A 20,314-nucleotide genomic window follows, 5' to 3' on the forward strand; every position below is an offset into this window, starting at 1 on the left:
TGGGCCCCTCCCTCTCCCGTTGCACGGGAGAGGGGATGTTCCCGCACCTTGCCTCTTGACTTCCAGCCTATTTTGTTCTCTTCTTGTTTCGTCACGGAAAACTGAGCGTCGCTCGGGACGCGTCCCGTAGTTTCGGGACCACTTTTTTCCCGCGGCGTGTCTTCCTCTATATTGCTAAAACAATAGCTGAATTGAGCCCGAGTGACGAAACTTGACGTTTCCGTAGCCTGCCATATAGAACAAAGTAAGAGCGAAAAGGCGGGAAACGCAGCCGTATTCTGAATACCAAAGAATGCATGTTGAGGATTTGGAGAGGGTTCGCCGTCGTGCGTCGTTCATATTTCCTGGACTCGAGGGGGATCCATGCGGTCGCCTGAGACTGGTATGGGCCGAACGGGCATCCTGACGGCGTGGGACCGGATGGCTTCGGTGCGCGCGCGGCCTCGCCGCACGCTGGCGGAGGAGGCCGGGGCCGGCCTTTTCTTCAATCCCGACCTGGTTCCGGTGCTCGTCCATCCCGCCGTGCGGGAAAAGGGGGACGAGTGGCGGCGGCGCTATCTCGCGCTGCACCTGGTCCGCTACCTCGAATACACGGACACGCTGGAACTCGAGATCGTCAACCCCGCGCTGGTCGCCCTGGTCAGGTCGGGGGGCGAACTCGACCTGCCCCGGGACTTCATCGTCGACGGCCACAAGATCTACGTCGACGAGGGATACCACGCGCACATGTCGGTCGACCTGCGCGACCAGGTCGCGACGGCGGCGGGGCTGCAGGTGCGGCCGGCGGCCCAGCCGGGCCTCCGGCGGCTGGCCGGGCTCGTCGCCGAGGCCGGCGCCGGGGACCGGGGCATGCTGCGCCTGCTGACGGCGGTATGCAGCGAGACGCTGATCTCCGCGAACCTGTCCCAGGCCGACGACGACCGGCTGCTGCCGGCCGTGCGCGACGTGATCCGCGACCACGCCGACGACGAGCGCACGCACCACGCCTATTTCTCGCGCCTCTTCCGCCTGATCTGGCCGGCGCTCGACGATGCCGCCCGCGCCCGGTTCGGCGTCCGGCTGCCGGAGATCCTGGCCCTTCTCCTCGAGCCGAACGTCGAGGCGGCCGCCATCGACCTTGCGGAACTGGGCCTGTCGCCCGCCGCCGCCCGGCAGGTCGCCGTCGAGGCGTTGCGCGACGCGGGCGGTCCGCAGGCGATGCGGGCGGCGGCGGCGCCGACGCTCGCCCTGTTCCGGCGCGTCGGCCTGTTCGACGAGCCGCGCGTCCGCGACGCCTTCGACCGGGCCGGCCTGCTCGCCGCAGCGGACTGTGCAACCGTCCCGACGGCCGCGGAATGACGCCCGCCCGCCCCCCGGAGCCGGCCAGGGGCGCGCTGCGCCACGCCGGGGCGCTGTTCGCCGACCGCGCCTTCCTGCTGATGTGGTTCGCGATGCTGGCGAGCACCGCGGGGACCTTCCTGCTGCTGCTGGCCCTGTCGCTGACGCTGTTCACCGGCAGCGGGTCGGGGTTCCAGGCTTCCGCGGTGTTCGGGGTGCAGTGGCTGCTGCCGCTCGCCGCGGCCCCGTTGATCGGCTGGCTCGGCAGCCGGTTCCGGCCGCGCGGCGTGCTGGCCGCCGCCGACGTCGCGGGCGCGCTGCTGTCGCTCGCGGTCGGCTTCGCCTACGGGTCCGGCCTGCTGGCGGTCTTCGTCCTGCTGGCGCTGCGCGGCCTCGCCGAGGCGGTGACCAAGTCGGTCCGCGTGGTGGCCCTGAAGCGACACATGCGGCCCGCGGACCTGGAACGCGCCGCCTCGCTGTTCAACACCTCCCAGTATCTCGGCGGCGCGGTCGGCGGGTTGCTCGGCGCGGCCCTGGTCGAGCGGCTCACCCTGCCGGAGATCGCCGCGATCGACGCGCTGACCTTCGTGTTCGCGGCACTCTGCTACCTGCTGCTGCCGGCCGAGATCCGGCGCGAGGGGACCGGCGGGCCGCCGCCGACCGCGCGGGTCTGGCGCGCGGCGCGGCGCGCGCTGGCGGGGCGGCCGGGCCTGCTCGCGAACTTCCATTACCTGCTGCTGGTGACCGCGATCTTCCAGGGCTTCCACAACGTCGCGCGGACGCCGCTGCCGGTCGGCCAACTCGGCCTCGGCGCCGGCGGGCTGATGCTGCTCCAGGTCCTCAGCAGCACGGCGATCGTCGCCGGCGCCCTGTTCGTCGCCCTGTTCATGCAGGGGCCGCGCGGCCGGGTGCATCCCGCCCTGCTGGTCGCGGCCACCGCCGCCGCCATGGTGGGAGCGGTGCTGCTGCGCGAGCCCGTGGCCTCGCTGGCGCTCTACACCGTCTTCATCTTCGGCTTCGAGGTCGCCTTCACGAAGGTCCAGAAGGACGTGATCCTCGACTGTCCGGACGAGGCGATCGCCCATGTCTCGGCCCTCGCGAACGCGCTGCAGATGGCGCTGATGATGGTGGTGGTCTTCCTCGGCGGCGGCCTGATGGACCATGTCGGCCTCGCCGCCACCGCGTTCGCCGCGGCGGCCGCGGCCGGGGTCTGGATGCTGTACGTCCGCATGGCGACGGCCGCGCGCTTCGAGCGCGCCCCCGCGCTGGAGGCCGGGCCATGAAGCACCTCGTCTTCGCCGACACCAACCACGCCGGCCTGTTCGCGATCCGCACCGCCAAGGCGCTCGGCTACCGGGTCGGCCTGGTCCGCTCGCCGGACTTCCGGCCGCTCTACGCCGGACCGCTGGCGGACGAGGTCCTGTCCCAGGTGGACCGCATCGTCGACGTCGAGGACAGCACCGACGAGGACCAGCTCCTGCAGGCGCTCGCCGCCCTCGACGCCGAGGCGCCGGTGGACGGGGCGGTCGCGGTGATGGAGTACACGAGCCTGCCGCTCGCCCGCGCCGCCGAGCGCGCCGGCATCAGGGCGACGCCGCGGCGCGCGGTCGAACTCGCGCGCGACAAGCAGGCGTGCCGTCGCGCGCTCGAGGCGGCGGGGATCGCGTCGGCCCGCCACGCGCGGGTCGACCGCCTGGGCGAGGCGCTCGCGGCCGCCGCCTCGATCGGCTATCCGGTCGTGGTCAAGCCCGTGAGCGGGGCGGGGAGCCTGCTCGCCGCGCGCATCGACGACGACCGGGCGATGGAGGCGTATTTCGCCCGCCACGACGCGCTGCTGGCCCGGCTGCCGCGCGGGATGGCGCGGGCGGCGGGCGGCAGCCTGCTCGTCGAGGAGCATCTCGACGGCCCGCTGCTGTCGGTCGAGATCGGCGCCGCGCGGGGCCGCATCCTCCGCTTCATGGTGTCGGGCCGCAAGCGCGGGTCCCACAACGAGATCCTGGAGCTGGGGACGACGATGCCGGCCGGCATTCCCGCCCCGGCCCGCGCCGGAGCCTTCGCCTATGCCGAGGCGATCGTCCGCACGCTCGGGCTCGACCTCGGCATCTTCCACATCGAGGTGATCCTGACCGCGACCGGGCCGAGGCTGGTCGAGGTCAATCCCCGCCTGATGGGAGCGTCGCTGCCGACCCTCTACCGGCATGCGACCGGCGTCGACATCCACGCCTTCCTCGCCCGCATCCATGTCGGCGAGGCCGTCGAGGACCCGCCGGCCGACGCGCTGCGCGCCGCGACCTCGCGCGTGACGGCGGCGGCGGTGGACGCGACCGTACGCGCGGACCTGGCGCCGGACTGGCTGGCGCCCTTCGCGCCCCATCTCGTCGAGCACGCCATCCGCGTCCGGCCCGGGCAGGCGCTGCCGGCGATGATCTCCAACCACGAGAGCTTCGGCTACTTCCAGGTCGTTGCCGACGACCCGGCGGCCTCGGCCGATCTCGGGGACCGTCTGGTCCGCGGGATCGGCGAGGCGCTCGGCGTCAGGCTGGCCGACTGACGGTGCCAAATGACGGCGCCGGCCAACGGCGCCGACCGACGCTAATGCGAACGAACGGAGGACCGACGATGGACGATGTGATCACGACGGCAAAGACGGTGCCCATCGACTTCGACGTCGCGGGGGCCCGCTTCTCCTTCCTCGACCCCGATGCCAGCGTGGCCGCCGAGACGCTGGAGGGGTTCGTCTACGAGCCCGCGACCACGGCGCTGCTGGCGCGCCTGCTGTCGCACGGCGCCCCGACCTTCCTCGACGTCGGCGCGCATTACGGCTACTTCACCTGCTTCGCCTCCGCCCTGAACCCGGCGGCCCGCGTCCTCGCCTTCGAGCCCGGGGGCAAGCACTTCCCGGTGCTGGAGGCGAACATCGCCCTGAACGGGATCGGGGCCGAGCCGCTGAAGCTGGCCCTGTCCACCGAGGCCGGCAAGGTGCCCTTCACCGACCGGACGATGAAGCCCAAGCCCGGGCACGAGGTCGAGTACATCGAGACCGTCGCCTTCGACGACTACGCCAGCCGGCGCGGCATCCGCGCCGACGTCGTCAAGATCGACGTCCACGGCGCCGAGGGCCTCGTGCTCGGCGGCATGGCGCGCACCCTGCGCGAGCGGGTCGGCCACGTCCTGATGGAGGTCCACGCCGAGCACATCCTGGTCGGCTACGACCATGCCGGGATCATGGCGATGCTCCGCGACGCCGGCTTCCATCTCTACGAATGCGCCCGCTTCCGCCGCACCGAGCGCCCGGACCTGGTCCCCCTCGAAGGCGACGCCTACGAGGCGATGGTCACGCCCGCGCGCTGGACCGAGGAGCAGGTGAAGACGGAACGGATGGTCCTCGCCTCGCGCGCGCCCTTCACGTTCTGACGCCCTACACGTTCTGACAAATGAAAGGACCGGAGGCTGACATGGTGGAAGTGAAGCAGGCGGGCAGGGGGAGGTCCGCGGACCCGGACACGGACCCGGCCGCCGGCGGGGCGACCCTGCAGGCGCTGGCGGTCGGCGAGAACCTCGTCGCCAGCAATGCCGGATGGACCTTCGCCGGCGAGGTCAGCAAGGTCTTCGACAGCCACGTTTCCCGGTCGGTCCCCCTGTACCACGAGGGGCACCGGCTGATCGCCCAGGTCTCGGACTTCTTCGTGAAGTCGGACTCGGTCGTCTACGAGATCGGCAGCTCCACCGGCTCCCTGACGCGCATGCTGGCCGAGCGTCACGCCGGCAAGACGGGCGCGCGCTTCATCGGCCTCGACGTCGAGCCCGACATGGTCGCCCAGGCGAAGCGCAAATGCGCCGACCTGCGCTCGGTCGAACTGCTCCAGGCCAACGCGGTCGAGTTCGAGTTCCAGAAGGCGGACCTGATCGTCGCCTACTACACCGTGCAGTTCATCGCGCCGAAATACCGCCAGCAGCTCTTCGACAAGCTGTACCAGGCCCTCAACTGGGGCGGGGCGCTGATGCTGTTCGAGAAGGTGCGGGCGCCGGACGCCCGGTTCCAGGACATCGCGACCCAGGTCTACCACGAGTACAAGCTCGACCGCGGCTACACCTCCGACGACGTGGTCGGCAAGATGCGCAGCCTCAAGGGCGTGCTGGAGCCGTTCTCGACCGCGGGCAATCTCGGCCTGATGGAGCGCGCCGGCTTCGTGGACGTGACCAGCGTCATGAAGTATGTCTGTTTCGAAGGGTTCCTCGCGATCAAGTGACGTGAACGCAAAGCCATGACCGGCGGCCAGAACCTGCACCAGCTCCCGGCCGGCCTGCCGGCGCCCGAGGACGACGGGGCGTGCGACCACCTCGTCGGCATGGAGATGCCGGCGGTGGCGCTCGCCTCGACCGGCGGGCGGACGGTCGACCTCGCGCGCGAGGCGCGGGGGCTGCTGGTCCTCTACTGCTATCCCATGACCGGGCGGCCGGACGTGCCGCTGCCCGACGGCTGGGACGCGATCCCGGGCGCGCGGGGCTGCACGCCGCAGACCTGCGCGTTCCGCGACCACCATGCCGAGCTGCGCTCCCTCGGCGCCGAGGTGTACGGCGTCAGCACCCAGCCGACCGCGTACCAGGCCGAGATGGCGGCCCGCCTGCACGTCCCGTTCGAGATCCTGAGCGACGAGCGCCTCGACCTCGCCCGCGCGCTGCGCCTGCCGACGATGGCGGTCGCGGGCATGGTGCTCTTGAAGCGGGTCACGCTGATCCTGCGCTCGGGCCGGGTCGAGCGCGTGTTCTATCCCGTGTTCCCGCCGCACGAGAACGCCGGGCACGTCCTGGCCCATCTCGGGGCGGGCATGCCTCCGGACCGCCCGCGCGGTTGACGGATCGGTGGGCGCCCGGCATGGCCGGGGCGCCCTTGCGCAACTCAGCCGTGGGGATGACCATGAGCTTCACCATCGTCGAACAGGCTCCGGCCCGCCTGAACCGCAGCGAGCTGGCGGTTCCCGGCAGCAACCCGTCGCTGTTCGAGAAGGCGGCGCGCTCCGACGTGGACGTGGTGTTCCTCGACCTGGAGGACGCGGTCGCCCCCGACGACAAGGAGCGCGCGCGCCGCAACGTCGTCGAGGCGGTGAACGACGTCGACTGGGGCGCCAAGGCCCTGTCGGTGCGCATCAACGGCCTCGACACGCATTACATGTACCGCGACGTCGTCGACCTGCTGGAGCAGACCGGCGACCGGCTCGACATGATCATGATCCCCAAGGTCGGCACGGCGGCCGACGTCTACGCCGTCGACATGCTGGTGACCCAGATCGAGGCCGCGAAGGGGCGCCGCAAGCGCATCGGGTTCGAGCTGATCATCGAGACCGCGCTCGGCATGGCCAACGTGGACGAGATCGCGCGCGCCTCCCGGCGCAACGAGAGCCTCCATTTCGGCGTCGCCGACTATGCCGCCTCGACGCGCGCCCGCACGACGGTGATCGGCGGGCCGAACCCCGCCTACGGCGTGCTGACGGACGCCGACGACGACCGGCCGCGCGACTTCCACTGGGGCGACATGTGGCACTACGCCATCGCGCGCATGGTGGTCGCGGCGCGCGCCGCGGGCCTGCGGCCGATCGACGGGCCGTTCGGCGACTTCTCCGACCCCGACGGCTTCCGGGCCCAGGCCAACCGGGCGGTGACGCTGGGCTGCGAGGGCAAATGGGCGATCCACCCCAGCCAGGTGGCGCTCGCCAACGAGGTGTGCAGCCCGTCCGAGGCCGAGGTCGCGAAGGCGCGCCGGATCCTGGAGGCGATGGCCCAGGCGCAGAAGGAAGGCCGCGGCGCGGTGGCGCTCGACGGGCGCCTGATCGACATCGCCTCGATCCGCCAGGCCGAGGTGCTGGTCCGCAAGGCGGAGCAGATCGCGAACCGCTGACGCGGCCAGAGGCAGAGGGCAGGGGCAGAGGGCAGAGGGCAGGGACGGGGGCATTTGCTCTGGCCCCTCCCGCGCCCCTGTGGTAGGGAACGCAGTCCCATACAGCCCCCGCCGTCACGTAGTCCTCAATGCAGACCTTCCTGGAATTCGAAAAGCCGATCGCCGAACTCGAAGGCAAGATCGAGGAGCTTCGGCACCTGACCAATTCGGGCGACCTCAACATCGCCGACGAGGTGGCGAAGCTGCAGGCCAAGGTGGACAAGCTTCTGCGCCAGACCTACGCGAAGCTTTCCCCGGCCCAGAAGGTCCAGGTGGCGCGCCACCCGAACCGTCCCCACTGCCTCGACTACGTCGAGGCGCTGGTCGACGACTTCCTGCCGCTCGCCGGCGACCGCGCCTTCGCCGAGGACCAGGCCGTGATCGGCGGCCTCGGCCGGTTCCGGGGCCGGACGGTGATGGTGATCGGCCAGGAGAAGGGCAACGATACCGAGTCGCGGGTCCGGCACAATTTCGGCATGGCGAAGCCGGAGGGCTACCGCAAGGCCATACGCCTGATGCAGATGGCCGACCGCTTCCACGTCCCGGTGATCTCGCTGGTCGACACGGCCGGCGCCTATCCCGGCGTCGGCGCCGAGGAGCGCGGCCAAGCGGAGGCGATCGCCCGCTCGATCGAGGCGTGCCTGCGCCTGCGCGTGCCGATGGTCAGCGTCGTGATCGGCGAGGGCGGCTCGGGCGGCGCGATCGCGATCGCGACCGCCGACCGGGTGCTGATGCTCGAGCACGCCATCTATTCGGTGATCTCGCCCGAGGGCTGCGCCTCGATCTTGTGGCGCAGCGCGGCGGCGGCGGCGGACGCCGCGACCGCGTTGCGGCTGACCGCGCAGGACCTGAAGGAGTTCGGCGTCATCGACCGCATCGTCCCCGAGCCGGTCGGCGGCGCGCACCGCGACCGGCAGGAGATGGTCGGCCTGCTCGGCAACGCGGTCGAGGACGCGCTGGACGAGCTGCGCGGCCTCGACGGCGCGACGCTGAAGGCGCGCCGCCGGGACAAGTTCCTGGAGATCGGCCAGAAGGTCGCGGTCTGATCAGCGCAGGTCGAGCTTGCGGTTCTCACCGGGTTTCGGCGGCTCTCCGGTCAGGCGCGCCTTGACGTAGCCGTAGGCGTGGACCATCGCGCTGCTCGGCGCATCCCAGTACTCGGCCGAGTCCGCGCGCACGCGCAGCAGGGCCAGGTCCGGGTCGTCCGGCCCGTCCGGGAACCAGGTCCGCATCGGCTCTTTCCACAGCTCCTTCGCCTTGGCGCTGTCGCGGACCAGGGTGGCCGTGCCGGAGACCGAGACGTAGTTCTGCTCGTCGGGATCGCTGTAGGCGAGGTTCACCTGGTGGTGGCGGTCGATCTCCAGCGTCTTGTGCGAGCTGGCGCGGGTGAAGAACCACAGCTCGCCGTCGAAGTCGTGGTTGACGGCGGCCATCGGGCGGCTGCGCAGGGTGCCGTCCTCGTCGGTCGTGGTCAGCATCGCGAACTGTATGCTGCCGATCATGTCCCACAGCTTGCGGGCGTCTTCCGGGGCGCTCATGCGGCTCTCCTCTGCGATGTCGTCCCGGCTCAACAGGACCGCGCAGGCGGCGTTCCCGCTCAGGAGGCCGGCGTGCCCGTCCCCTGGCCCGCCCCTTGGCGGGCGCTGGCCTCCTCGTAGGCCGCGCGCAGCCGCTCCGTGACGCTCGGGCCGTCCGTCGGCGCCGGCACGCCCAGATGCGTCTCGCGCAGCTCGGCCATGAACCGGTCCCACAGGGCCGGGCCGCCTTCTTCCAGGACCCGGGCGCGGATGCTCAGCTCCTCGCTGACCGGCAGGTACTTGCGGCCCCATGCGCCGAGATGGGCGAAGATCGGCACCAGGGCGATCGCCTTCTCGGTCAGGCTGTAGACCGCCTTCTGCTTGTGGCTGGGATCGTCGGCCTTGGTGATCATGCCCTCCTCCATCAGCATCTTCAGCCGGTCGGCCAGGATGTTGGAGGAGATGCCTTCCTGCGAGCGCGTGAGCAGCTCGCGGAAATGGCGCCGGTTGCCGAACATCATGTCGCGCAGGATGATCAGGCTCCAGCGGTCGCCGAACACTTCGACGGCGAGGTTGATCGGGCATCCGGAGCGATGGGCGTCGCTCATGCCCGGCCTCGCGATGCCGGCCGCGTGGTCATGTCGGTTCAGGCTCCAAATCCGGTTGCTCTTTGCAACCGATATAGAATTGGAGACGGATGGCAGGGTGTCAAGGGGGGCGGCGCCACGCCGTCGGGGCGCCGCCCTGCGGCGGTTCAGCTGACCTGGCCGTGGCAGTGCTTGAACTTCTTGCCGCTGCCGCAGGGGCAGGCGGCGTTGCGCGGCGTCTGGGCGTCGATCCCCGACGACACGGCGCCGGCCTCCAGGGTGGCGGCGCCGGCCGGCGCACCCGCCATCGCGGCCTGGCGGCGCACCATGCCGGCCGGCAGGGGGCCCTCCGGCGCGGCGCCGGCCGCGGCCAGCGCGGGATCGGTGCGGGTCTCGTGCATCTCCGCCGGCTGGCGGGCGGGCACGGCCTGCTCGGGCTGCGAGACCCGCATCTCGACATGGCTCAGCACCGAGGTCACCGACTCGCGCAGGCTGGCCAGCATCCCCTCGAACAGCTCGAACGCCTCGCGCTTGTACTCGTTCAGCGGGTCGCGCTGGGCGTAGGCGCGCAGGTTGATGCCCTGGCGCAGATGGTCGAGGTGGAGCAGGTGCTCCTTCCAGGTCTGGTCCAGGATCTGAAGCAGCAGGCTCTTCTCCGCCGAATGCATCAGCTCCGCGCCGTAGGTCTCGTATTTGCGGGCCGTCAGCTCGTCGCTGGCGTTGCGGACGCGCTCCTCGATCTCGGCCTCGGCGATGCCCTCCTCCTTCGCCCATTCCTGGACCGGCAGGTCCAGGTTCAGGACGCGGCGGACCTCCTCGTGCAGGCCGGAGATGTTCCACTGCTCGGCGTAGGAGTTCTCGGGTATGGCCCGGCGGACCATGATCTGGATCACTTCGTGGCGCATGGCCTCGACGGTCTCGCCGATGTCCTCGGCGTCCATGATCTCGCGGCGCTGCTCGTAGACGACCTTGCGCTGGTCGTTCATGACGTTGTCGAACTTGAGCAGGTTCTTGCGGATCTCGAAGTTGTGCGCCTCGACCTTCTGCTGCGCCTTCTCCAGCGCCTTGTTGATCCAGGCGTGGATGATCGCCTCGCCCTCCTTGAGGCCGAGGCGCTGGAGCATGCCGTCCATGCGGTCCGACCCGAAGATGCGCATCAGGTCGTCTTCCAGGGACAGGAAGAACTTCGAGGCGCCCGGGTCGCCCTGGCGGCCCGACCGGCCGCGGAGCTGGTTGTCGATGCGCCGGCTCTCGTGGCGCTCGGTGCCGATCACGTACAGGCCGCCGGCCTTGCGCACCAGCTCGCGCGCCGCCTCGATCTCGGCCTTGATGCGCTCGGTGCCCTCGGCCTTCGCCGCCTCGTCCTCGATGCCGGCCAGCTCCGCCGCGACCCGCATGTCGAGGTTGCCGCCGAGCTGGATGTCGGTGCCGCGGCCGGCCATGTTGGTGGCGATGGTGACGGCGCCGGGCTGGCCGGCCTGGGCCACGATGTAGGCTTCCTGCTCGTGGTAGCGCGCGTTCAGCACGTGGTGCGGCACGCCCTTGTCCTTGAGCAGGGTGGAGAGCAGCTCCGACTTCTCGATCGAGGTCGTGCCGACCAGGACGGGCTGTCCGCGGCCGCGGCACTCCTCGATCAGCAGGATGATCGCGTCGTACTTCTCGCGCGCGGTCCGGTAGACCTCGTCGTCGTAGTCCTTGCGCTGCACCTGGACGTTGGTCGGCATCTCGACCACCTCGAGGCCGTAGATCTCGGCGAACTCGCCGGCCTCGGTCATCGCGGTGCCGGTCATGCCGGCCAGCTTCGGGTACAGGCGGAAATAGTTCTGGAAGGTGATCGAGGCGAGCGTCTGGTTCTCGCGCTGGATCGTGACCCGCTCCTTCGCCTCGAGCGCCTGGTGCAGGCCCTCGGAATAGCGCCGGCCCTCCATCATGCGGCCCGTGAACTCGTCGATGATGACGACCTTGTCGTCCTTGACGATGTAGTCCTTGTCGCGCTGGAACAGGGTGTGGGCGCGCAGCGCCTGGTTGGCGTGGTGGACCAGGCTGACGTTGTGGATGTCGTAGAGGTCGCCTTCCTTCAGCAGGCCCATGGACCGCAGGATGCCGTCGACCTTCTCGGTGCCGGGCTCGGTCAGGCTGACCGCCCGGACCTTCTCGTCCTTCTCGTAGTCCTCGGGCGAGAGCTGGGGGATGAGCTTGTCGACCGCCATGTACAGCTCGGAGCTGTCGGTCGACGGGCCGGAGATGATCAGCGGGGTACGCGCCTCGTCGATCAGGATCGAGTCCACCTCGTCGACGATCGCGAAGTTGAACGGCCGCTGGACCATGTCCTCCAGCCGGAACTTCATGTTGTCGCGCAGGTAGTCGAACCCGAACTCGTTGTTCGTGCCGTAGGTGATGTCGGCGGCGTACTGCATGCGCCGCTCGAAGTCGTCGAGGCCGTGGACGATGCAGCCGACCGACAGGCCGAGGAAGTTGTAGACCCGGCCCATCCACTGGCTGTCGCGCCGCGCCAGGTAGTCGTTCACGGTCACGACGTGGACGCCCTTGCCGGTCAGCGCGTTCAGGTATACCGGCAGGGTCGCGACGAGCGTCTTGCCCTCGCCCGTGCGCATCTCCGCGATCCGGCCCTGGTGGAGGACGACGCCGCCCATGAGCTGGACGTCGAAGTGGCGCTGGCCGAGCGCGCGCTTGGCGCCTTCGCGCACGGTCGCGAAGGCGTCGGGGAGGATGTCGTCCAGCGTCTCGCCCTTCGCCAGCCGGTCGCGCAGCCAGTCGGTCCGCATGCGCAGCTCGGCGTCGGACAGCCCGGCGACCTTGGCCTCGAGACCGTTGATGGCCTCGACCTGCTTGTGCAGGTTCTTGATCACGCGGTCGTTCGCGGTGCCGAACAACTTGCGGGCGATAGCACCGAACATGAAAACCTCGGGCGCGCAGGGAAAAGGGTCCGGTGGAAAACACTTCGCCACCAGGACCCGTCACATAAGAGCAAGGCGGAACCTTGTCAACAATCGGCCCGGGCGGGCCGGCGGGCCCCATGGTCTTGCCGTGGGGGCGCCGACGTGCTTAAACGCGGGGGCGCGCCGGTCCGGCCGACCGGATCTCGATGCCACAAGAAAGGTATGTCATGAAGTATGCCAGCCTCATCCGCGTCGTCGCCTTGACCGTGGCGTTCGGCGGGGCTGCCTCCCATGCCCAAGCGCAGAACGGGACGGCCGCTCCGGCCGACGGGGAGGATCGCGTCCTGGCGACCGTCAACGGCGACGAAATCCGTCGGTCCGACGTCGAGGGCGTCCTGGAGACGCTGCCTCCGCAGGTCCGGTCGATGCCGCCGCAGATGATCATGCCGATGGTCCTCGACCAGGTGATCAGCGGCAAGGTGATCGCCCAGCAGGCCTACAGCCAGAACCTGCAGGACGACCCCGAGGTCAAGGAGGCGCTGGCCCGCGCCGAGGAGCGCATCGTCCAGAACCTCTATCTCAACCGCGAGGTCGAGCGGCGCCTGACGCCCGAGCGCATCGACGAGGCCTACCAGGCCTGGCGCACCGAGAACCCGCCCCAGCCCGAGGTCGAGGCCCGGCACATCCTCGTCGCCTCCGAGGAGGAGGCGCGCAAGGTGATCGAGCGGATCAAGGGCGGTGAGGACTTCGCCGAAGTCGCGCGCGAGGTGTCGACCGACCGCGCCGCGGCCGCGCAGGGCGGCGATCTCGGCTACTTCACCCGCGATCAGATGGTCGAGCCCTTCGCCGAGGCCGCCTTCGCCATGGAGCCCGGCAACCTGACCGAGGACCCCGTGCAGACCCAGTTCGGCTGGCACGTCATCGAGGTCACCGGCAAGCGCGAGGCCACGCCCCCGGCGCTTGACGAGGTCCGGCCCGAGCTGGAGAACTCGCTGCGCGAGGAGATCGTGATGGAGGTCGTCGACGCGCTGCGCGCGGACGCCGATATCGAGCGCATGGACGAAGCCGGCACCCCGGCGGAGGCTCCCGCTCCGCAGGACGGCGGCGAAGCCCCCGCCCAGCAGTAGGACACGACGTCCATGGCCCTTCCCGTCTCCCCTCTGGCGCCGGCCGGCTTCCCGGCGCTGCCGGTCATCCCCGGCGTGCGCTTCGCCACCACCAATTGCGGCATCCGCTACAAGGGCCGCGACGACCTGATGGTGGCGCTGCTCGATCCGGGGACGACCGTCGCCGGCGTGCTGACCCGGTCGCTGACGGCCTCGGCCCCGGTGCACTGGTGCCGGAACGGCCTCGCCGGAGGGCGGGCGCGGGCGATGGTGGTCAATTCCGGCAACTCCAACGCCTTCACCGGCCGGGCGGGAGAGGCGTTCGTCCGGGCGACGGTCGACGCCGCGGCGGCGCTGGCGGGCTGCGCGCCGGAGGAGGTCTTCGTGGCCTCGACCGGCGTCATCGGGCAGCCGATGCCGCCGGACGCGATCGCACGCCATCTGCCCGGCCTCGCCGGCGCCTTCCGCGAGGATGCGTGGGAAGCGGCGGCGCGGGCGATCATGACGACTGATACCTTCCCCAAGGCCGCCGTCCGCACGGCGCGGATCGGCGGCACCACGGTGACGGTCGCCGGGATCTGCAAGGGATCGGGCATGATCGCGCCCGACATGGCGACCATGCTGGGCTTCGTCTTCACCGACGCGGCCGTCGCGGCCCCGGCCCTGCAGCAGGCGCTGGCGGCGGCGACCGGGAAGTCCTTCAACGCCATCACCGTCGACGGCGACACCTCGACCAGCGACACGGTGCTGCTCGCCGCCACCGGCCGGGCCGGCAACGCGGTGCAGGCCGATGCCGACGACCCGGCCCTGGCCGACTTCCGGCGCGCGCTCGACGAGGTGATGATCGAGCTGGCCCACCTGATCGTGCGCGACGGCGAGGGGGCGACGAAGTTCGTCACCGTGCGCGTCGACGGGGCCGCATCCGACCCGGCGGCGCGGCGCATTGGCCTCGCGATCGCGAACTCGCCTCTGGTCAAGACCGCCATCGCCGGCGAGGACGCGAACTGGGGCCGCATCGTGATGGCCGTCGGCAAGGCCGGGGAGGAGGCGGACCGCGACCGCCTGCGCATCTCGATCGGCGGCGTGCTGATCTGCGCCGACGGCATGCAGGTGCCGGGCTACGACGAGACGCCGGTGACCGCCCACATGAAGGGGCAGGAGATCGACATCCTGGTCGAGCTGGGCATCGGCGCCGGCCGTGCCAGCGTGTGGACCTGCGACCTCACGCATGGCTACATCGACATCAACGGCAGCTACCGGAGCTGACACCTTGTCCTCCGGCTGCTTCGATCCCGCCTCGACGCCCGCGCCCGACCCGGCGCGGCGCATCCTCCTCGTGGCGGCGGTGGCGCTGGTCGACACGGACGGGCGCGTGCTGCTCGCTCGGCGGCCCGAGGGCAAGCCGATGGCCGGACTGTGGGAGTTCCCCGGCGGCAAGGTCCATGACGGCGAGACGCCGGAGGCCGCCCTCGTGCGCGAGCTGCGCGAGGAGCTGGCGATCGACACGGCGGCGAGCTGCCTCGCCCCCTACGCCTTCGCCTCGCACGCCTATGCCGACTTCCACCTGCTGATGCCGCTCTACGTCTGCCGCGTCTGGCACGGCACCCCGGCCCCGCTGGAGGGGCAGGAGCTGTCCTGGGTCCGGCCGCTGGACATGGGCCGCTATCCCATGCCTCCGGCCGACGTCCCGCTGGTGGCGATGCTGCGGGACCTGCTTTAGCCGCCCGTCCCGTCGAGGATCTCGTCCAGGAAGCCCAGCATCGCCGCCCGGGACCGCCGGGCCGCCGCCTCGTGGTAGAGGAGGCCGCGCTCGGGCATGTTGGCGCCGGGATAGCTGAAGGCGTGCATCGCGTGCCCGTGGGCGTGGAGCTGCCAGTCGGCGCCGGCCTCCGTCAGCTCCCGCGCGACGGCCAGCACGTCGGCCGGCGGCGCCACCGGGTCCTCCCAGCCGTGCAGGAGCAGCACCTTGGCCGTGATGAGGTTGCGCGGCAGCTCCGGGGGCGTGAGGGTGCCATGGATGCTGACGACGCCGGCAAGGCCCGAAGGGGCGCTGCGCGCCAGGTCCAGGACGCACAGGCCGCCGAAGCAGTAGCCGACCGCCGCGATGCGACCGGGGTCGACCAGGGGATGGGTGCTGGCCGCCTCCAGCCCCGCCAGGACGCGCCGGCGCAGCACGGCGCGGTCCGCCAGGAGCGGGTTCATCAGGTGCGAGTTGTCGTCCATGATGCCGCCGCGCACCCCCTTGCCGTAGAGGTCGAGGGCGAAGCCGACATAGCCTCGGCGCGCGAACGCGTCCGCCTCGGCGCGGTTGACGTCGTTCTGGCCGTCCCACGCATGGGCGACCAGAACGCAGGGGCGGCGCGACGAGGTGGCGGCGTCGAAGGCCACGTAGGCTTCGCAGACGGTCTCGCCGTCCGCATGGTCCAGGTAGTCGCCCCGCACCTGCGGGGCCTCGCGCTCGGACATGGGATCCTCCCTTGGGCATCGGTCTCGCGGAGCCTAGCCCGAGGGAGAGCGGCGTTATTGAACGAACCGGACGTCAGGGCTCCGCGAGGAAGCCGCGATAGACCTCGGCGAGGCCCGCGACCGCGCCCTCGTAGATCCGGCGGCCGTGCTCCGGCGTCGCAAGCCCGGGATTGGAGCCGACGCGGCCGTCGGGGAAGCGCCTGCGGAAGTCCGCGGCGTCGTAGAAATGCGAGCTCGGCGCCACCGGCGGGTCGAGGGGGACGCGCTTGACGTGGTCCGGGAACAGGTACTGGGTCACCGCGACCTCGCTCGGGGTTGCGTGCGACCCCTCGGCGCCGCCGTACAGCTCGCGCGAGAGCGCCGGCGTGCTGTCGTTGTTCCACCAGTTGCGCAGCCGGCACCGCACATTGGTGCGGCCCTCGGCCGCGAGCGCCGCGTAGGTCTCGTAGAAGGCGGCCTCGATGGTCGCGATGTTCCCGCCATGGCCGTTGAGGAACAGGATGCGCTCGAAGCCGTGCTCGGCCAGCGACAGAACGCTGTCCCGGATCACCATCACCAGCGTCGACGGCCGCAGGGTCATGGTGCCCGGGAAGCGCATGTGGTGGACGGCCATGCCGACCGAGATCGTGGGCGCGACGAGCGCGTCCGCCGCCAGCCCGACGCCGCGCGCGATCCCTTCGGCGCACAGCGCGTCGGTGCCGACCAGTCCGTTGGGCCCGTGCTGCTCGGTCGACCCGATCGGCACGATGATCCCGCGGGACCGGGTGAGATAGGCTTCCACCTCCGGCCAGGTGGTCAGTTGGAGCTGCATGGGGTCCTCCCGGTTCTCGTCCGGTGATACTGACCCCATCGGCCGGGCGCTGCAAACGCCGTGGTCGGGCCTCAGGCCGGGGCGCGCCGCACCTCGAGGCGGGTATCCTGGTACGTCGCCCCGTCGCCGATGTCCGACAGGGTGTCGTCGCACAGGTCGTTGACGGTCCCCGCCACCGCTTCCCCGCGCGGCCGCTGGCCGACCACCAGGGCGATGCCGGGCTGCACCTCGTCGCTGACGCGCAGCCGGTGGACGATCCGGCCGAGATCGTTGTGCGCTTCCACCAGCTCGCCGTCGGCGAGGCCGCGCCGGGCCGCCTCCTCGGGGTGGAGGACGACCGCCGGCTCGCGCTCGCGCCCGCGCAGGAAGGCGACTCCGGAATAGGAGGTGTGGCTCAGGAAATGGCCTGGCGCCGTCAGCAGGCGCAGCGGGTAGCGGCCGTCCGCCGGCGCGTCCGGCTGCCAGTCCGGCAGGGCCGGCAGTCCCTGGGCGGCCAGCAGCTCCGAATGGAACTCCAGCTTTCCCGTCGGCGTGCCGAACTCGGGACCGGGCTGCGGGCGCGGCAGGCGCACCGGCCCGCCCGCCAGCAGGGCGGCATGGTCGACCGCCACGTCGCGGATGACGAGGTCGACGAGCTCCGCGTGGTCGAGGCTGAAGGGCGCCTGGTCGAGCCCCATTCGGCGCGCCAGCTCGACCGCGAGCCGGGCGTTCGAGCGCGACTGCCCGACCGGCGGCACGACGGCCGTGCCGTACTGGGCGTAGCTCGCCCCGTAGCCGGCATAGATGTCCTCGGTCTCCAGGAAGGTGGTCGAGGGCAGGACGATGTCGGCGTAGCGCGCGGTGTCGGTCAGGAACGGCCCGTGGACGACCGTGAACAGGTCCTCGCGCTCCAGCCCCTTGCGCACGCGGCCGCTGTCGGGGCAGGTGACGGCGGGATTGTTGGCCGCGATGAACAGCGCCTTGATCGGCGGGTCGTCCATCTCCAGCAGCACCCGGCCGAGCCGAGCCAGGGGCACCGAGCGCGGCGGGGGCGCGCCGGTCGGATTGCGCAGCGCGCCCAGGTCGAGGCCGCTGCGCGGGCTCATCGCCATCATCGCGCCGGCGCCCGGCCGGCCATAGGCGCCGACCACGCCCGGCAGCAGCGCCACCGCCCGGACCGCGGAGCCGCCGTGGCGGGTGCGCGACATGCCGGTGCCGATGCGGATGAACGGGGCCTTGGCGTCCGCGATCAGGGACGCCAGCCGCTCGATGTCGGCGGCCGGGATGCCGGCCGACGCCTCGACCGCCGCCGGCGAGAAGCGGGGCAGGGTCTCGGCCTCCAGCCGGTCGAAGCCGTGGGCGTTCCGCTCCAGCCAGGCGCGGTCGCAGCGCCCGTCGCGCACCAGGACATGCATCACGCCGAGCGCCAGGGCCGCGTCCGTGCCGACCGGGATGCCCAGGTGCCAGTCCGCCTGCTGGGCGGTGCGGTTGCGCCGCGGGTCGACGACGACGAGACGCGCGCCCCTGCGCCGCGCCTCCTGGACGATGCGCCAGAAATGCACGTTGGTGGTGACGAGATCCGAGCTCCAGGCGATGACGAGGTCGGCGTCGCGGGCGGTCTCCGGGTCGGTGCCGGGCATGTCGCCGGCCACCGCCTCCCAGGCGAGGTTCGCGCAGCTGTCGCACACCGTGGCGCTGTCGACATGGGTCGAGCCCAGCGCCGCGAAGACGCCGTTCAGGAGGTTGCGGTTGACCTTGCCCTGGTGCCCGCCATAGGCGTAGCCCATCAGCGCGGTCGAGCCCCAGCGGCTGCGGATCTCGCGCCAGCGGGTCGTGATCTCCTCCAGCGCCTCGTCCCAGTCCATCGGCTCGAACGCGCCGGCCCCCTTGGCGCCGGTGCGGCGCAGCGGCGTGGTCAGGCGCTCGGGCGACTGCACGAGGTCGCCCTCCCGCGCGACCTTGGCGCAGACGAAGCCGGCGGTGAAGGAATGGTCGGGGTCTCCCTCCACCCTCAGGATGCGGCCGTCCGAGACGGTGACGTTGATCGAGCAGCCGTCCGGGCAGTCGTGTCCGCAGACGGTTCTGACGGTGCGGGGCTCGGTGCGCAGGGCGGCGGTCATGGCGGTCTACCTCGGAGTCGGGCAAGAAAAATGGGGACGCGGTAGAGTGGACCGCGACCGGCCGCCCGGACAGGGCCATTTTCGCCGACCCGGTGGTGCCAATTGGGGTGGCGGGTGGCGCCCGGTCAGGGATTGGCCTTGCGCTCCTCGGTGCCGAGCGCGTCGGCGAGGCGGGCGGCGGCGCTGCCCGGACGCAGGGGCCGCTGCTGGCTCTCGTGCGGCGCCCAGCCCGCCATCCACAGGATCTGGAACGTCGCGGCGACCCGCCCGTCCGGCTCGGCATAAAGCTCCGCGTAGCGCTCGGCCGCGCGCAGGAACAGGGCGCGCCGCGTCGGCGTGCGCGGCCGGCCCAGCCCGGCATTCGTCTCGCCCATGCCGCGCAGGTCCGCCATCAGCCGGAACGCGTTCTCGTAGGTGACGGTGATCGTGTCGCCGTCGACGACGGGCAGGGCGAAGCCGGCGCGCTGGAGCAGCGCGCCTGCGTCCCGGATCTCCGCGAAGGGGGAAATGCGCGCGCTGACGCCGCCCGACAGCTCCATCTCCGCGTCCATCATGCAGCGGCGCAGCTCGAACAGCGTCTCTCCGCCCAGCATCGAGCCGATGAAGAACCCGTCCGGCTTCAACGCGCGGCGGAGCTGGAGCAGCGCGCCCGGCAGGTCGTTGACCCAGTGGAGAGACAGGTTGCTGACCACGAGGTCGAAGCTCGCCTCGGGGAAGGGCAGGAACTCCTCGTCGGCGACGGCGCGCAGCAGGCCCGGCGGGCCGGCGCGGGCGGCCATCGCCTCGGACAGGTCGCAGCCGACGACGGTCCGGATGCCCTTGCGCCCGTCCGCCAGCAGGCGCGCGACCTCTCCCTGGTGCATGCCGAGGTCGAGCGCGGAGGGGAAGTCCCGCCTCACGTCGTCCAGGCGCTCGACGAGCCGCTCGGCCGTCTCCTCGAACAGGAAGCGGAAGCTCTCGAAGCGGGGGGCGGCGCGGTCCCGGTGCCGGCGGACCGCCGCCCGGTCGAACACGTTCATGACGTCCGGATCTGGCATGGTCGACAATATGGCGACCGGCGCCGCCCCGCGCCAGCCCGCCACGCGGCACGGCACCGTTGACGCGCACCGCGCGCCGGGCCATGGTCGCGTCGTGGTTGCCATGGCATTGCATCTTCCGATCCTGCGGCGCGTGCTGGTCGTCGCGACAGACCTGCTGCTGCCGCCGCGCTGCCTCGGATGCGGGGAGCGCGTCGCCGCGCAAGCGGCTTTGTGCGCGGATTGCTGGGGGAAGCTGGACTTCCTGGCCCCGCCATGGTGCGCCGCCTGCGGCCGCCCGTTCGAGCTGGCGTCGGACGCCTCATCGGACGCCGCGGTGTGCGCCGCCTGCGCCGCCCGGCCGCCGCGCCATGGCCGGTCGCGCAGCGCGCTCGCCTATGACGACGGCAGCCGGGGCTTGATCCTGCGCTTCAAGCATGGCGACCAGACCCATGCCGCCCGGGCGTACGGCGCCTGGATGGCGCGTGCCGGGGCGGAGTTGCTGGGCGATGCCGACCTGCTGGTGCCGGTGCCGCTCCACCGCTGGCGGCTGTTCGCGC

19 protein-coding genes are annotated in these 20,314 nt (G+C 71.3%); 12 read left to right on the forward strand and 7 right to left on the reverse strand.

Going from position 1 to position 20,314, the window contains the following annotated elements:
* The first annotated feature begins 384 nt into the window (after positions 1–384).
* From VGO20_RS06095 to VGO20_RS06130, 8 genes are all read left to right on the forward strand, one after another.
* Positions 385–1,338, forward strand: coding sequence for a diiron oxygenase (locus VGO20_RS06095; RefSeq protein WP_327501415.1), 954 nt, complete (start codon positions 385–387; stop codon positions 1,336–1,338).
* Positions 1,335–2,600: an MFS transporter gene (locus VGO20_RS06100; protein WP_327501416.1), complete on the forward strand. Its 1,266-nt coding sequence runs from the start codon at positions 1,335–1,337 to the stop codon at positions 2,598–2,600. Before VGO20_RS06095 ends, VGO20_RS06100 begins: the two co-directional genes overlap by 4 nt.
* The gene (locus tag VGO20_RS06105) at positions 2,597–3,868 is read left to right on the forward strand and encodes an ATP-grasp domain-containing protein (RefSeq protein ID WP_327501417.1); all 1,272 of its coding nucleotides are present in this window, start codon (positions 2,597–2,599) and stop codon (positions 3,866–3,868) included. Before VGO20_RS06100 ends, VGO20_RS06105 begins: the two co-directional genes overlap by 4 nt.
* Before the next feature lie 68 nt (positions 3,869–3,936).
* A complete protein-coding gene (locus tag VGO20_RS06110; RefSeq protein WP_327501418.1) occupies positions 3,937–4,731 on the forward strand; it encodes an FkbM family methyltransferase in 795 nt (264 codons plus the stop codon).
* A gap of 41 nt (positions 4,732–4,772) precedes the next feature.
* A complete protein-coding gene (locus VGO20_RS06115) occupies positions 4,773–5,567 on the forward strand; it encodes a methyltransferase domain-containing protein (protein ID WP_327501419.1) in 795 nt (264 codons plus the stop codon).
* 15 nt (positions 5,568–5,582) lie between these two features.
* A complete protein-coding gene (locus VGO20_RS06120; RefSeq protein WP_327501420.1) occupies positions 5,583–6,173 on the forward strand; it encodes a peroxiredoxin in 591 nt (196 codons plus the stop codon).
* A 62-nt stretch (positions 6,174–6,235) separates the two neighbouring features.
* A complete protein-coding gene (locus VGO20_RS06125) occupies positions 6,236–7,213 on the forward strand; it encodes an HpcH/HpaI aldolase/citrate lyase family protein (RefSeq protein ID WP_327501421.1) in 978 nt (325 codons plus the stop codon).
* Positions 7,214–7,341: 128 nt separating this feature from the next.
* Positions 7,342–8,298, forward strand: coding sequence for an acetyl-CoA carboxylase carboxyltransferase subunit alpha (locus tag VGO20_RS06130; RefSeq protein ID WP_327501422.1), 957 nt, complete (start codon positions 7,342–7,344; stop codon positions 8,296–8,298).
* On the opposite strand, the gene VGO20_RS06135 is transcribed toward VGO20_RS06130, so the two are convergent.
* The 3 genes from VGO20_RS06135 to secA form a co-directional block, all read right to left on the reverse strand.
* Positions 8,299–8,790, reverse strand: coding sequence for a pyridoxamine 5'-phosphate oxidase family protein (locus tag VGO20_RS06135; protein ID WP_327501423.1), 492 nt, complete (start codon positions 8,788–8,790; stop codon positions 8,299–8,301).
* A 59-nt stretch (positions 8,791–8,849) separates the two neighbouring features.
* Positions 8,850–9,377: a winged helix-turn-helix transcriptional regulator gene (locus tag VGO20_RS06140; protein ID WP_327501424.1), complete on the reverse strand. Its 528-nt coding sequence runs from the start codon at positions 9,375–9,377 to the stop codon at positions 8,850–8,852.
* A gap of 146 nt (positions 9,378–9,523) precedes the next feature.
* The gene (secA, locus tag VGO20_RS06145; protein WP_327501425.1) at positions 9,524–12,274 is read right to left on the reverse strand and encodes a preprotein translocase subunit SecA; all 2,751 of its coding nucleotides are present in this window, start codon (positions 12,272–12,274) and stop codon (positions 9,524–9,526) included.
* Positions 12,275–12,483: 209 nt separating this feature from the next.
* Between secA and VGO20_RS06150 the strand changes: the two genes are divergently transcribed.
* Genes VGO20_RS06150 through VGO20_RS06160 form a run of 3 tightly spaced genes read left to right on the forward strand, consistent with a single transcriptional unit; the run spans position 12,484 to position 15,082 of the window.
* Positions 12,484–13,383, forward strand: a complete 900-nt coding sequence (locus VGO20_RS06150; RefSeq protein WP_327501426.1) for a peptidylprolyl isomerase — start codon at positions 12,484–12,486, stop codon at positions 13,381–13,383.
* 12 nt (positions 13,384–13,395) lie between these two features.
* Positions 13,396–14,628: a bifunctional glutamate N-acetyltransferase/amino-acid acetyltransferase ArgJ gene (argJ, locus tag VGO20_RS06155; protein ID WP_327501427.1), complete on the forward strand. Its 1,233-nt coding sequence runs from the start codon at positions 13,396–13,398 to the stop codon at positions 14,626–14,628.
* Positions 14,591–15,082, forward strand: a complete 492-nt coding sequence (locus VGO20_RS06160) for a (deoxy)nucleoside triphosphate pyrophosphohydrolase (RefSeq protein ID WP_414639779.1) — start codon at positions 14,591–14,593, stop codon at positions 15,080–15,082. Before argJ ends, VGO20_RS06160 begins: the two co-directional genes overlap by 38 nt.
* On the opposite strand, the gene VGO20_RS06165 is transcribed toward VGO20_RS06160, so the two are convergent.
* The 4 genes from VGO20_RS06165 to VGO20_RS06180 all read right to left on the reverse strand — a co-directional run bounded on the left by VGO20_RS06165 (position 15,079) and on the right by VGO20_RS06180 (position 19,757).
* On the reverse strand, positions 15,079–15,828 hold the full coding sequence (locus tag VGO20_RS06165) for a dienelactone hydrolase family protein (protein WP_327501429.1): 750 nt from the start codon (positions 15,826–15,828) through the stop codon (positions 15,079–15,081). The two genes, VGO20_RS06160 and VGO20_RS06165, sit on opposite strands and share 4 nt — an antisense overlap.
* Before the next feature lie 73 nt (positions 15,829–15,901).
* Entirely contained in the window at positions 15,902–16,639 is a 738-nt protein-coding gene (locus tag VGO20_RS06170) for a creatininase family protein (RefSeq protein ID WP_327501430.1), read from the reverse strand.
* A 71-nt stretch (positions 16,640–16,710) separates the two neighbouring features.
* The gene (locus tag VGO20_RS06175; RefSeq protein ID WP_327501431.1) at positions 16,711–18,738 is read right to left on the reverse strand and encodes a molybdopterin-containing oxidoreductase family protein; all 2,028 of its coding nucleotides are present in this window, start codon (positions 18,736–18,738) and stop codon (positions 16,711–16,713) included.
* A 125-nt stretch (positions 18,739–18,863) separates the two neighbouring features.
* Positions 18,864–19,757, reverse strand: a complete 894-nt coding sequence (locus tag VGO20_RS06180) for a methyltransferase domain-containing protein (protein ID WP_327501432.1) — start codon at positions 19,755–19,757, stop codon at positions 18,864–18,866.
* Between VGO20_RS06180 and VGO20_RS06185 the strand changes: the two genes are divergently transcribed.
* Positions 19,756–20,314 (forward strand): ComF family protein (locus VGO20_RS06185; protein ID WP_327501433.1); only part of this gene is annotated, 559 nt, incomplete at its 3' end. The two genes, VGO20_RS06180 and VGO20_RS06185, sit on opposite strands and share 2 nt — an antisense overlap.

This window comes from Arenibaculum sp. (assembly GCF_035998295.1).
In the GTDB taxonomy this organism is placed as follows: Bacteria; Pseudomonadota; Alphaproteobacteria; order Azospirillales; family Azospirillaceae; genus DASYHS01.

What these genes read in the sequence shown, in the direction of transcription:
- argJ (WP_327501427.1), top strand. Translation starts at nt 13,396, where the DNA reads ATGGCCCTTCCCGTCTCCCCTCTGGCGCCGGCCGGCTTCCCGGCGCTG.
- VGO20_RS06120 (WP_327501420.1), top strand. Translation starts at nt 5,583, where the DNA reads ATGACCGGCGGCCAGAACCTGCACCAGCTCCCGGCCGGCCTGCCGGCG.
- VGO20_RS06130 (WP_327501422.1), top strand. Translation starts at nt 7,342, where the DNA reads ATGCAGACCTTCCTGGAATTCGAAAAGCCGATCGCCGAACTCGAAGGC.
- VGO20_RS06105 (WP_327501417.1), top strand. Translation starts at nt 2,597, where the DNA reads ATGAAGCACCTCGTCTTCGCCGACACCAACCACGCCGGCCTGTTCGCG.
- VGO20_RS06125 (WP_327501421.1), top strand. Translation starts at nt 6,236, where the DNA reads ATGAGCTTCACCATCGTCGAACAGGCTCCGGCCCGCCTGAACCGCAGC.
- secA (WP_327501425.1), bottom strand. Translation starts at nt 12,274, where the DNA reads ATGTTCGGTGCTATCGCCCGCAAGTTGTTCGGCACCGCGAACGACCGC.
- VGO20_RS06100 (WP_327501416.1), top strand. Translation starts at nt 1,335, where the DNA reads ATGACGCCCGCCCGCCCCCCGGAGCCGGCCAGGGGCGCGCTGCGCCAC.
- VGO20_RS06180 (WP_327501432.1), bottom strand. Translation starts at nt 19,757, where the DNA reads ATGAACGTGTTCGACCGGGCGGCGGTCCGCCGGCACCGGGACCGCGCC.
- VGO20_RS06095 (WP_327501415.1), top strand. Translation starts at nt 385, where the DNA reads ATGGGCCGAACGGGCATCCTGACGGCGTGGGACCGGATGGCTTCGGTG.
- VGO20_RS06115 (WP_327501419.1), top strand. Translation starts at nt 4,773, where the DNA reads ATGGTGGAAGTGAAGCAGGCGGGCAGGGGGAGGTCCGCGGACCCGGAC.
- VGO20_RS06160 (WP_414639779.1), top strand. Translation starts at nt 14,591, where the DNA reads ATGGCTACATCGACATCAACGGCAGCTACCGGAGCTGACACCTTGTCC.
- VGO20_RS06175 (WP_327501431.1), bottom strand. Translation starts at nt 18,738, where the DNA reads ATGACCGCCGCCCTGCGCACCGAGCCCCGCACCGTCAGAACCGTCTGC.
- VGO20_RS06170 (WP_327501430.1), bottom strand. Translation starts at nt 16,639, where the DNA reads ATGCAGCTCCAACTGACCACCTGGCCGGAGGTGGAAGCCTATCTCACC.
- VGO20_RS06135 (WP_327501423.1), bottom strand. Translation starts at nt 8,790, where the DNA reads ATGAGCGCCCCGGAAGACGCCCGCAAGCTGTGGGACATGATCGGCAGC.
- VGO20_RS06150 (WP_327501426.1), top strand. Translation starts at nt 12,484, where the DNA reads ATGAAGTATGCCAGCCTCATCCGCGTCGTCGCCTTGACCGTGGCGTTC.
- VGO20_RS06165 (WP_327501429.1), bottom strand. Translation starts at nt 15,828, where the DNA reads ATGTCCGAGCGCGAGGCCCCGCAGGTGCGGGGCGACTACCTGGACCAT.
- VGO20_RS06110 (WP_327501418.1), top strand. Translation starts at nt 3,937, where the DNA reads ATGGACGATGTGATCACGACGGCAAAGACGGTGCCCATCGACTTCGAC.
- VGO20_RS06140 (WP_327501424.1), bottom strand. Translation starts at nt 9,377, where the DNA reads ATGAGCGACGCCCATCGCTCCGGATGCCCGATCAACCTCGCCGTCGAA.